6 protein-coding genes and 2 pseudogenes are annotated in these 13,363 nt (G+C 42.9%); 2 read left to right on the top strand and 6 right to left on the bottom strand.

Annotation, left to right across the window (positions count from 1 at the left end):
- Positions 1-40: 40 nt before the first annotated feature.
- The 4 genes from QZ135_RS05235 to QZ135_RS05220 are packed head-to-tail and all read right to left on the bottom strand — an operon-like array spanning position 41 to position 7,486.
- Complete coding sequence (locus QZ135_RS05235; protein ID WP_294606521.1) at positions 41-1,513, bottom strand: DUF5115 domain-containing protein; 1,473 nt, start codon at positions 1,511-1,513, stop codon at positions 41-43.
- A gap of 36 nt (positions 1,514-1,549) precedes the next feature.
- Positions 1,550-2,716 (bottom strand): SusE domain-containing protein, encoded by a 1,167-nt coding sequence (locus tag QZ135_RS05230; protein WP_294606519.1) that lies wholly within the window; start codon positions 2,714-2,716, stop codon positions 1,550-1,552.
- Positions 2,717-2,756: 40 nt separating this feature from the next.
- Positions 2,757-4,433 carry a starch-binding outer membrane lipoprotein SusD gene (susD, locus tag QZ135_RS05225; RefSeq protein ID WP_294606517.1) on the bottom strand — a complete coding sequence of 559 codons (1,677 nt, stop codon included), beginning with the start codon at positions 4,431-4,433 and terminating at the stop codon, positions 2,757-2,759.
- 20 nt (positions 4,434-4,453) lie between these two features.
- Positions 4,454-7,486, bottom strand: coding sequence for a TonB-dependent receptor (locus tag QZ135_RS05220; RefSeq protein WP_294606515.1), 3,033 nt, complete (start codon positions 7,484-7,486; stop codon positions 4,454-4,456).
- A 1,030-nt stretch (positions 7,487-8,516) separates the two neighbouring features.
- Here QZ135_RS05220 and QZ135_RS24875 point away from each other — a divergent pair.
- Positions 8,517-8,627 (top strand): annotated as a pseudogene (locus tag QZ135_RS24875) (AAA family ATPase); the annotation flags it as partial.
- 13 nt (positions 8,628-8,640) lie between these two features.
- A pseudogene (locus QZ135_RS24870) lies at positions 8,641-9,710 on the top strand (AAA family ATPase).
- Positions 9,711-9,808: 98 nt separating this feature from the next.
- Here the strand turns inward: QZ135_RS24870 and QZ135_RS05205 are convergent.
- Together QZ135_RS05205 and QZ135_RS05200 are read right to left on the bottom strand one after the other, a co-directional pair.
- Positions 9,809-12,280 carry a glycoside hydrolase family 2 TIM barrel-domain containing protein gene (locus QZ135_RS05205; RefSeq protein ID WP_294606514.1) on the bottom strand — a complete coding sequence of 824 codons (2,472 nt, stop codon included), beginning with the start codon at positions 12,278-12,280 and terminating at the stop codon, positions 9,809-9,811.
- Between the two features lie 9 nt (positions 12,281-12,289).
- Entirely contained in the window at positions 12,290-13,363 is a 1,074-nt protein-coding gene (locus QZ135_RS05200) for a glycosyl hydrolase 53 family protein (RefSeq protein WP_044263324.1), read from the bottom strand.

Below are 13,363 nucleotides of genomic sequence, written 5' to 3'. Positions count from 1 at the left end.
ATTACGAGAGAGAGGGCTTTTATTCAAAATTCAGATAAGATTATTTGAAAGAGCCCGTACCGGCAGTAAAGTTCAGATAAGCTTTCTGCCCCTCAGCAACCTTTACTCGTTCTTGATCATTACCATTACCTCTATAAACAATCTTTCCATCAAGAACTATGAACTCAGTCTTCCACCAATCATAGCCTCCAAAATTCACACACATACGAACTTCATCAGCAGCAACAAATGCAGGAGATACAAATTCACCGTCTTTCGTTCCGGGAACAGTAAACTTGTTAGCTTCTACAGCATCCCATCCCCCTGCAGTATTACCAATCAGATAAACATCAGGAGCGAGGACATTGACCACACGTTCTGTGCCGTTAATGACATGCAACAAATACCAACCGGCATTTTTAGCTTCCAAATTGTTATCAGTATCGGCCGCCAAACCAGCACCGGCTACATCATTAACCGCAGCTTGACCACCGAAATCATTTCCCCAACCTGCCTGTGGAGCAAACTTGATTTTTTCACCACTTTCTAAGTATACGATACTCCAATATTCACCTTCCGCACCATATACCGGAGTTAACTGTTTCCACGTTTCGCCCCAACCGTAATTGCTACCAGTCATAAAGAGATCATAAGTTTTAATCGCTACCTTAAAAGTCATATTGATCATATCTAACGTAACGATGTATTCATTTATACCACTAATAGCAGGTGACCTTACAGCAGAACAAGAAGGATCATTACGCCACACTAAGAAATTCTCAGTAGCTAAATCACCATCAATTACAGTGCCTAATTCACCGGGATTAATGTCCACATCCCAATTAGGGTTCGTTGTATCATAAGCACGGAAGAACTTAAAATAAGAAGTTGCAGCTACTGTTGTTACAGTCGCCTTATACAATCCGTCACCAATCTTTTCCATTACCACAGGGTTCTTTTCATCCCATTTCTTACCTGAAGACTGTTCTTGAAAATCGCCCAACATATAATACCCTTCCTCGCTAATTTCCGGAGTTACAACTGGAGTTAGCTTTGCTTGTGTAGCGCCTGCCACAGATATAGCTTCACCATTAGTCAATTTGGCAATAGCGTTCACGTTTATATCCAACGTACGCTCAGTATGAGCACGGCTGTTAAAAACTTTACGAACTACTGAATCAAGCTGTACGGTATTTACCTTAACCTGTCCTTCTCTCAGCACTGCGTTAATAGCACTCCCATTAATTGTAACTCCACTTACAAGAATTGAAGCGATATTCGCATTGCTACTTGACAATGCAGCAATCTTCACAGAATCTTCCTTAAGACCTGTTTCATCATCTTTGTATTTAGCGTACACATCATCCATCAGGATAGTAGCATCAGCACCCACAGCATAACTTATCTCATATTTAGCGGCAGCCTCTTCGGGAGAATTGGATTGGGGGTTAGCCCAATCCGTATAATCCTCCGTGCAAGCACCCAGTGTAATTCCCATAAGGAACATTACTGTGATTATCTGTTTTTTATTCATAATGTTTTTCTTTTTAAAATAAGATTATAAATCAGGTTATTTCACTTCGCCCTTCTCAATGGCATCCACACCGGGAGTACCAATAGTCAAGTAGAGTTTTTGACCGGCCTTCGGAGTAACACTATAATCAGCACCTACATTTTCAGCCCAATTATTAGGTATATCAACAGCACGCCAGAACAGTTTTCCATCAAAAAGGGTAAACTCTGTACGCCACCAGTCAAAGGTACCAACTTGAGTGTACGCACGCATCTCACCTCCACCGGCAAATTCGGGAGATACCCATACCCCACTGTCATCAGTTGGAGCAGTCATTTCTGACGGAGTGTCGAAGCCACCAGCGTTAGCATTACCTGTAATATAGAAAGCTGCTTTGTAAACACTAAGCGTATAGTCAATAGCCTCGCCATTAATCTTGGCTTTAAAGTACAGAGTGTACCAACCACCCTTCGCAACTTTAATATTACCGCCATCATCGGAAAGTCCGGCACCAGCCTCATCATTATACACATTCACATCAGCATAACCTAACCACTGCTCAGCATAAGTACCCCATTTAAATGCACCACCATCAGGAATATATACCACAGTAAAATAATTACCTTCAAGGCCATAAACTCCGACAAAAGGCTTCCAAGTTTTCCAAGGGTCACCGATACTTGATCCAGCAACAAAAATATTTTCAGGTAGTTTGATGCTCGGAGCCTTATAAGTAGCTATCACTTGAATCTTGATAACATTAGAGTAACAATTCCCCAAGTCCATGCCATTAACATTGGCATGTAAGCGTACATAGAGATCTTTCACTTCATCAGAAGGATATGTCACTCCCTCATTGGCATCCTGGAACATAGTAATTACAGCATCGTTCAATCTACTACCCGATACTTTAATCGCAGCAGAAGTAGAGCTTGTCACAACTTTGTACACCGGTTCTTCTGCACTGAAATCTTCAAAAGAAATCTCTACATCATAGTTAGTACTCAAAGGTATACCACCGTAATCCGGTTGACTGGTAGTAAAAGTGAGTTCATCAGTATTCAGCAAGTCCAATACATTATTGGCTGCGTTGGCAGGCATATTCAATACAAATCCTGTAGTATTTTCGTGGAATGTAGGATTGCTATCCATATCTTTCTCACATGAGGTGACCAACACCAAAGTAAGAACGGGCAGCAACATTCCTAACAGTATCTTTTTCATATTATTGTTTCGATTTTAGTAAATTCAATAATAAATTCTATTAATAACGCGGGTTTTGAGTCAAGTTCTTATTACCATTGATGTCATCAGCCGGAATAGGATACACGTTGAAGAAATCTTCCACGCTCTTTCCTTCTGCTACACCACCCTTGAAATCCCAAATGTATTTGTCACCTGTAAAAAGACCGAAACGGATCAAATCACTACGGCGACGACCTTCCATATAGAACTCACGACACCATTCATCAATAATATATTGTTCGGTAATGGTAGCAGGAGTAGAAGCACCTGCACGGCTACGCAAAACTTCAATATCAGCACGCGCTTGTTGTGGGTCACCAGTCAGACGGAACTTAGCCTCTGCACGAGTCAGATACATTTCAGCATAACGCATCAAAGGAATATCCACATCGGGGAATTCATTATGTGAAGTCGATGCACCATCCGTGCGAATGTTACTCCATTTCACAATAGAAAGACCGGAGTTAAAGCCTGCAATCTGTTCAGCCTGTAACTTACGAAGTCCACCACCACAACCAGAATAGAACAGTGCACGATGGTCGTTGGCTTTCTCCTGAACATCTCTTGTAGTAGTACCTGCGGCTTCATCAAGTGCGATAATTTGAGCCTCAGTAGCTCCATCGGGGGCTTTTTCAGTAGCAAGCGGACAATCTTCGATAGTAGGGAAGAATTTCTTAACCAAAGCCGCACGGGAGAAGTTGCAACTCCAACCATTAGAAGTACCCATATAAGGCATTCCGGTGATACGGGTAGAACTTACCAAATAGTTAGCGCCACTATAACATTTTGTTTTAGCACCATCCTGACGAATAGGCAGAATGATTTCTTTCATAGCTTGCGGATTTTGGTCATTATCGGCCATAAACACCTGTTCATAACCAGTATAGCCATTCTTTTCAGCTTTAGAAAGTTCATATTTCCCATCAAGCAAATCACAATAGTCAATAGCCTTCTGATAGTCTTTTACCGCACCTTTTGTATAAACAGCAGAGTTCAGAGCCAAACGGGCATGGAGCATATAAGCGGCACCTTTGTCGGCACGTCCAAAGTTAGAAGAGTTATTGAATGCACCTACTTCGGCAAGATCCGGTTCTATTTCGGTCAATTCCTTGTCAATCCAGTCATAAAGTTCTTTACCGGCTTTCTCTACGGGCAACTCATAAATGTCATACGTAGTCTTGAAAGGAGCCTTTCCCCAAAGGTCAAGGAAGTACCACATGTGAAGGGCACGTAAGAAGCGAACCTCGGCACGATACTGTTTATAGTCAGCCTCTTCAGCCTTATCCTCGGTGTTGGTGAGATAGAAATTACAAAGTGTCACATCGAAAGCCAGACGCTGGAATGCCCATTGCACGCGAACAGATGAAGCCGTCCAGTCAATATTGGTGATTTGAGGAATATCAGCATCAGTTTGCCAAGCCCAAAGGCACTCATCGGTACAAAGTTCCTGCAAATTGAACGTAGTACGGTAGAATCCGCTTTCACCTTCATCACTACTGATATCGCCACTGCCCGCAGGACCTTTTTGCCCTGTCAGACCCAGCGTACTGTAAATTTTCGCCAACAGTTCCATATCCCCATAAGTAGAACTGGACTGCGGGTCGATAGACGAAATATTCAAGTCGTTGATGCACGACGTTGCCACTCCACCCATAAGAAGGGCTGCAAGGGCTGTTTTCAAAAATATATGTTTCATCATTATATGCATTTAATAGGTTAAAAATTCAGGCTTAAGCCAATTTGAATACTGAAAGGACGCGGATAGGGATTAGAATCAATTCCGCTTGCCACTTCAGGGTCGATGCCTTTATACTTAGAGATAATGAAGGGGTTTTGAGCAGTTAAGAATGCGCGACCGGAGCAAGTTTCATGACCTGCCACCTTAAACAAAGCAGGGAAAGAATAGCCCAAAGTAACGTTCGAACATTTCAGATAAGAAGCATTACGTACGAAATAATCGCTTAAATAGTTGTCATTACCCACTCCTATACCAGTGAAACCCAGTGCTACAGCCTCAGCAGTAGAGTTATGCAGGGCACTGTTAGAATACAGACCGGACTGGCTGACCACCGCACGGTTCGACAAGAAATCGTAATATACATAATTACCAATAGAGGCACGGAAAGACATACTCAAATCCCAATTTTTATAAAGGAATTTTGTGGTGAGACCCATGATGACATCAGCAGAAGGTTTCTTGTAGAAATAACGGTCACCATTATCGATACGTCCATTGCCATCACGGTCTACGTACATACCTTCAATAGGTTTACCATTCTCATCATATACTTGCTGATACACAAAGAATGAGTTAGTTGCTTTACCTACAGTATTTGCCTGAATCAAGGTATTGTTACCACGGCTGATCTTATCTCCCGACCATGCATAATAACCTGCATCGCCATCCACCAAGTCAGTAATCTCATTATGGTTCCAAGCAATATTATAGCTTACATCCCAAGTAAAGTCCTTAGTAACAATAGGTTTTGCATTGATAGAAAACTCCACACCGTAATTCTTCAACGAACCGATATTCTTAGTCAGTTGAGAACCAAATTGCATACCTACAGGAATAGTGATAGAGTTCAGCAAATCTTTGGTTTCACGGTAGTAACCATCAATATTAGCTGTAATACGGTTATTCAGGAAACCCAAATCTAAACCGGCATTATAAGTAGTTGTAGTCTCCCACTTCAAATCAGGGTTATAAGCCGACGGACGCATAGTGCCATAGTAAGTATCACCAAAAGGATACTGAGCGAAAGAGTCGCTTGAAGTATAGTGAGTTTCATAACCGAAATCAGAATTAATGTCCTGCTGACCTGTCATACCCCATCCCAAACGAAGTTTGAATTCATTCCACCAAGTAAGATTCTTCATAAATGCCTCTTCATTGATTTTCCACGCCAATGCCACAGAAGGGAAGTATCCCCACCTGTTATCACTTGAGAAACGGGAAGAACCATCGGCACGGAATGTAGCAGTAAGCATATATCTGTTGAGCAATGTATAGTTCAGACGACCGAAATAAGAAACTAAAGAGTTGTGCGTAGCCCATGCTTGTTCTTCTCTTAATTTGGCATCATGAGGAGTACCATCGTAAGGATCGGTACCTTGACCATAATCGTAACCACTACGGTGGAAATGACTTTCTTCAGCACCAACCATTATATCGAAATTGTGAGCGCCAATTTCCTTCACATACTGAGCATAAGCATTAGCAGTGATGCTATATTTATAAGTCTGCGTCACACCATTCCAGCCATAATAGTTATTAGAATAAGCGTACTTGGAAATTACATCATCTTGTTTGCTCTCGGTATACTGACCTCCATAGCTGGCATGCAAACGCAAATCTTCAAAGCCATGTATCTTATAGTCCACATCAAAGTTGCCCGTAAAGTCATTGGCAGCAGCCTGTACATCTTTAAGCTTCAACAAAGCCAGAGGGTTCTGAGGAGCATTGGGATTATTCGTATACTTCCATTCAGCATTGAAGTCTTTAGGTGACTGCGAATGTTGGAAATAACCACCAAAAAAAGGAGCACGGGGATCGTCAGCATCGAAATATACGGGCTGCGTGGGATCCATTGAAAGGGCAGAGCCTATTGCACCTCCTGCATCGGCATAACGGTCTTTCTCATACATGTACTTAGCATTAATCTTCAAGTTGAGGTGATCATTGAAGAAAGAGGGAGAAAGATTCAAACCAACGTTGGCACGACGCATCCATGAAGTTTCAACGATACCATCAGAAGAGTTATACCCCAAGCTCAAACGATAAGGTATGTTCTTCAAACCACCGGATACAGACACATTATGACTGTGAGAGATGGCAGTACGGAAAATCTGATCCTGCCAATCAGTATTAGCATTACCCATACCAACTTCACCGGCCTTATCGCCCCAAATGTTATTAACAAGTGTACGGAATTCATCACCATTAAGCACATCATACTTTTTCTGAATCATAGAAATCGTCATGTCACCATTGTAAGAGACTTTGGGAGCAGAACCGCTCTTACCTTTTTTGGTAGTAATAATGATAACACCGTTTGAAGCACGGCTACCGTAAATGGCAGTAGCAGAGGCATCCTTTAAAACCGTAAAGGTTTCAATATCATTCGGATTAACCATAGCCAAAGGGTTACTCATTCCCTTTGGAGTATTGTTATCGATAGTCAGACCATCAATTACAATCAACGGGTCGTTTGAGGCATTAAGAGAAGATCCACCACGCACGCGAATTTGAGCACCGGCACCCGGAGTACCACCCGAAGTAATAACATCAACACCGGCAACTTTTCCAACCAACATATCCTGTGCATTGTTGGTAATACCTTTACTCAGTTCATCCGGTTTGATTGCCGTTACCGAACCTGTAAGGTCATCTTTCTTTGTACGACCATAACCTACAACTACAACTTCACTCAACAATTCAGCATCATCTTTTAGTGTCACCATCACCATGGGAGCAGCTGCTACCTCTTGTGTCTGATATCCAATAAAAGATATTGTTAATGTAGCACCTTTAGGAACGCTCAACGTAAAGTTTCCATCAAGATCAGTGATTGTACCATTGGAGGTATTACCTTTCTCTACGACATTTGCGCCTATCACTTCCAACCCCGTAGCATCTTTCACATGCCCTTTCACGGTGATATTCTGTGCATAAGCGCTAACAGACAAGAATAACCCCATCAATAGGGGAAGAATCATTCGACAGATTCTAAGATTAACTTGCTTCATGCATTTAAAAAATTAAAGTTAACAATATTAATTACCTATATTATATATTCGAAATTATCTCTTGATTACTTTTTCTTTTATAAGGTATCTATAACATGACGCAACAAAAATATGCTTTATATAAATATTAAAATATAAGAAACATAAGAAATATGCAATAGCAACAGTGCAAACGATTGCACGGAATTGTACAACTACAGTCAGATAAAGAATCTATATTTCAAAAGAAGATCTGATAGATATATTAAGCATTTTCAAATAGGAAAACTTCATGAAATATCAAAACGGAGCCTAATTTTACAATTTACCCTCACAATGATTACATTTACATACTTTCCATAACACAAACAAAAATTCAGAACTACATTCCGGCATATTCCATGAATAAATAAAGAATAAGAATTCGCTATTACCGTATATACTTACAACTTTGAAAGCACTTTATGCAGAAAAGGGTTACTACTTATGGGCAATATGGTTACTACTTATAAGTAATATGGTTACTACTTATGGGCAATATGGTTACTACTTCCGGTTGAAACACTTATTTGAATCACGATTTCACTTATAGGAGTAACTTTCAAGGGAGCTTCTACTCCAGAATAAATGTAAGAATTTCGATATTAGCCAATCAATCTGCCACTTACTTACTTTCATTCGTATATTTCAGCTTTCACCAACATCAGGACAGAGACAATGGATTCTCAGCCAACTTAAAATACAATTTGTCAAAACGACAAAGAAATCAAATACAAACACATATTCAATTCCATAGCATCTCCATGCAACCTCCATGCAATCTCCGTAGCGTCTCCGTATCAGCTCCGTACTATCTCCGTATCTGATCCCTTCCTATAGACACGGAGATGATACGGACCTGGTACGGCTTTGATACGGCTCTGATACCTCGTATCTTACATACACTGTTCACATTTACATTCTGTACCCTGCATTAAATTTCCCTCTTTAATACCGAGAATAAAACAGAAACTAAGTACTTTTGTGTATTGATGTACAAAAATAGAAGAATATGAGCAATAAGATTTATCCCATAGGAATACAGAACTTTGAAAGTCTCCGCCAGGACGGCTATTTCTATATTGATAAGACAGCACTGATTTATCAAATGGTAAAAAACCGGACGTTATTACTTCCTGAGCCGTCCGCGCCGCTTCGGCAAGAGCCTGCTCATCTCTACGCTGGAAGCTTACTTTCAAGGGAAGAAGGAATTATTCAGCGGGCTGGCTATGGAAAAGTTGGAAAAAGACTGGATAAAGCATCCGATACTGCACTTGGATCTCAATATCGAGAAATACGACACACCGGAAAGCCTGGACAAAATACTGAACGATAATTTGGCATATTGGGAAAGCCTGTATGGAACCCGTCCCTCCGAGACGTCCTTCTCACTGCGTTTTGCCGGCATCATTCAACGTGCGTGCGAACAAACAGGACAGCGTGTAGTTATTCTCGTGGACGAATATGATAAACCCATGCTGCAAGCCATTGGAAACGAAAAGCTGCAAGAGCAATTCCGCAATACCTTGAAGCCCTTCTATGGAGCGCTCAAGACGAAGGACGGTTATATAAAGTTGCCTTCCTGACCGGCGTAACCAAATTCGGAAAGGTAAGTGTATTCAGTGATCTGAATAATCTGGATGATATCTCGATGTGGAATGAATACATTGAAATCTGCGGCATCAGCGAACGGGAAATTCACAACAACCTGGAAGCTGAACTTCATGAATTTGCCGCCGCACGGAAAATAACCTATGAGAAACTATGCACTGAACTCAAAGAAAACTATGACGGTTATCATTTCACGCATAATTCCATCGGCATGTACAATCCGTTCAGTCTGCTCAATGCCTTCAAACGCAAGGAGTTCGAAAGTTATTGGTTTGAAACGGGTACACCCACCTATCTGGTAAAACTACTAAAGAAGCATCATTATGACCTCGAACGGATGGCACATGAAGAAACCGATGCCCAAGTATTGAACAACATTGATTCCGAATCTACCAATCCTATTCCGGTGATTTATCAGAGTGGATATCTTACGATTAAAGGATATGATGAACGCTTCGGCATGTATCGCTTAGGATTTCCCAATAAAGAAGTAGAGGAAGCTTTCATCCATTTCATTCTGCCGTTCTATACAGACAACAGCAAGATAGACATATTGGAACAAATCAATAGCATAGAATATATACTTCCCTTTTAAAACCAACGAATAGATATTATTCATCCCCACTATGCATTTGTAGTACATATAAATGCATGGTGGGGATAGAAAATTTTCTTAAATCAGATGTTATACGACTATTTTGAAGTACTCAGCACAATCTTACCAGATTTCACCCCTTTAGCCTTAGCCTCGAAAACGATTTCACCGGGTTGTTCAGCCGTTTGCACAATTGCCGTTAACTGACCGCTGAAGGCGGGCATCTTCGGTAAATGGAATAAGTCGAGCGAAATGGCATCGCCATTAGCAGCGGCACGATAACTACCGGCACCTTTCACGGTGAAATTAACAAGTCGGCTATCAGCAGGACAAAGATTACCGTCTTTATCAACTATGCGGACAGTGATATAAGCCAAATCCTTGCCATCGGCTGTAAGTTGGTTGCGGTCGGCAATCACTTCCAGATGGTGAGGTTTACCGGCGGTACGGATTACTTTTTCCTCTACGGATTTGCCGGAAGCATCGTATGCGACCACTTTCACTTCACCCGGTTCATAAGGAACATCCATCCACATCAGGCGGTAACGACGCTGCAAAGCAAGCGCATCTTTGCCTTGCAAAGCTTTACTCTCTTCGGCAGTGAGTTTACGCTGTTTGCCAAAACTCTTACCATTAACAAAAAGCTCGGCCGACGGATAGCTCGTATAGACAAACACAGGAGTGTTCTCCCCTTCCCTACCCGGCCAAGTCCAGTGAGGAAGGACATGGAGAGTATTAGCTTGCTTGTTCCAAAGGCTGCGATACAGATAGTAACGGTCTTTGGGCAGGCTGGCAAGGTCGATGATGCCAAACAGCGAGCTATGGCTCGGCCATGCATCAGTATCATAAGGCGAAGGTTCACCCAGATAATCAAAGCCTGTCCAGACAAACTGCCCGATAGTCCAGTCATAATCATCGGCAAGAGCAAAGTCTTCGTCGGGGACATTAGACCATGCACAGTGTTCCAGGTCATAACCGGAAGATTGATGATCCTCATACTTTGCATCACCACGCTTCTCTACCGGGAATTTATATACACCACGGGAACTTACAGTGGAAGAGGTTTCCGACCCAAGCACAATGTTCTGCGGCAATTGTTCATAAGCCTCCAAATAACGATGCGCACGGTAATTGAAACCGGGAACATCAATCATGGCGGCAAAACCATTCTTCAAGACACAAGTCACCTGGTCCATACCACAAGTTACGGGACGTGTCGGGTCTTCACGGTGGCAGATGTCTTGCAGGAAAGAAGCCACTTTATAGCCTACGGGGCTGCACTGGGTGGGAACCTCGTTACCAATGCTCCACATCACTACACAAGGGTTATTGCGGAACTGATGCAGCATATTTATCATATCGCGCTCCGCCCACTCATTGAAATAACGGTGATAACCGTTCTCGCATTTGGCAATGTCCCACTCGTCAAAAGGTTCCACCATCATCATGAAGCCCATTTCATCACAAAGCTGCACCAACTCCGGCGCAGGCATATTGTGAGCGGTGCGAATAGCATCGCAACCCATATCTTTCAGCATAGTGAGCTGGCGGCGCAAAGCAGCAACGTTGATAGCAGCACCCAGCGGACCAAGGTCATGATGGTTGCATACGCCCTGAAATTTACGATGCTTACCATTCAGAAAGAAACCCTTATCAGCTATGATTTCTATGCTACGGATACCGAAACGGGTAGTGTATTCATCCGTTTGTTTGCCATCAGCATAGATTTTAGAAACTGCCTTATATAAATAAGGTGTCTCCGGTGACCACAAACAAGGTGCATCGACCAGGAAGTTTTGCTCAAAAGGCTGACCGTGATTAATCTTACGGGTGTTATCCTTAGTTGCTACGACTTTACCATCCGGTGAAATAATCTCCGTAACGATACGGATATCTTTCCCCTCATCATTGGCAATGGTAGTCAACAAACGAACCGAAGCATACTCATCGGAAACATGAGGTGTAGTCAGTTGCGTGCCCCATACGGGAACATGCACTTTCTCGGTAGTCACTACACGCACATTACGATAAAGCCCGGCTCCGGGATACCAACGGGAAGACTGCGGTTTGTTTTCTAAACGAACAGCAAGAGTATTGTTCTTACCGTCTTTATTCAAAAGAGAAGTGACATCGCAATGGAAAGAATTATAACCGAACGGCCAGAAACAGGCTTCCTGCCCATTGACGTAAACACGAGCTTCGCTCATGGCTCCATCAAAAACAAGAGTGGTCTGCTTATCGGCAGTGACATCAAAAGTTGTACGATACCAGCCGATACCCACATAAGGAAGCCCTCCTGTGCGTCCGGTCTTGACAGAGGCTTTCTTCTCAAAGTTCTGTGTCACCGCTACTTCCTGCAAGTCGTTACTGCGGTCGAAGGGACCGAAGATGGCCCAATCGTGAGGCACGGTTACGGTTTCCCACTTGCGGTCGTCAAACTCCGGTTTCATAGCTTCCGGAACTTCGCCTTTGGTGAATTTCCAGTTCTTCTCAAGAAGAGACTCGCTGCGTTGCGCTTGCAGGGAGGCAGCGAGTAAGGTCATTAAGAATAAAGTCGATAGTTTTTTCATGATGGTATATTATTGATTAAATGCGTCCAGTGCAACAGTCGGTTTACCGCTTTCATCAAAAGCTCCCAACGTATATCCGTTCCAACTGCCATAAGACTGCGGTTCCCAATAGAAGATGCCGAGACACTGTTCGATTGCTTTAGATTTGGCAATCAGCTCGGTCAGGCAAGATTTTGAGATCCCAGGCTCATCCCACGGCATACCGACTTCGGCAATCATAACCTCCTTATTATAGCGGCTCACCATATCCTCCATATTGGCCACACAGGCGGCAACCATCTCTTGCCAGTTATCTGTTCCGGGATAAAGGGACATAGCTATGACATCATAAGGAGTATTATTGGCTTTCAGAATATCGAATATCCAGCGATAGGTACCGTTGTTGTTTCCATCATGCAAATGTACAATAACTTTTGCATTGGGGAATACCTCTTTCACTGCATTCGAACCGGTTGTGATAAAATCTGCAAAGTTCTTCTCATTTTTCGCATAAGTCACGCCCTCCTTCGGAACGTCATAGGTGGCACCACTCACCGTGGCATCCTCATCCCACAACATACCGGGAGTAATCTCATTACCCACCTGCACCCATTCGGGAGTAATACCTTTCTCTTTCAAGGCATTCAGCACATCTTTGGTATGGTCGGCAATTGCTGTCTTCAGTTCATCAAGCGAAAGTCCCACCCAGGCGGCAGGCTTATACTGGCTACCCGGATCTGCCCATACATCACTGTAATGGAAGTCAATCATCACCCGCATACCCAGTTGATGGGCACGCCAGGCTTTCGCCACAACATCACTCTTATTGCACCAACCATCCGAAGGATTCACCCATACACGCAGGCGGATGGAGTTCATGCCCAGGTCACGCAATAAAGTCATACACTCCGTTTCACGACCGGAAGCGTTGTAGAACTTCTTTCCCGACGCTTCCATCTGTGTCAACCAACTGACATCGGCACCTTTGGCAAAGCCGGTCATGTCATAAGTCGGTTCTTCGGGAAATGTCGGTTTATCATCGTCACTGCAAGCGGCTGCTCCCCAAAGGAGCAAGCCGGCTAATAATATATTCATTAATTTCAT

The sequence above is a fragment of the uncultured Bacteroides sp. genome (assembly GCF_905207245.1).
Taxonomy (GTDB): Bacteria; Bacteroidota; Bacteroidia; order Bacteroidales; family Bacteroidaceae; genus Bacteroides.
This window is presented reverse-complemented; position numbering and strand designations above follow the sequence as displayed.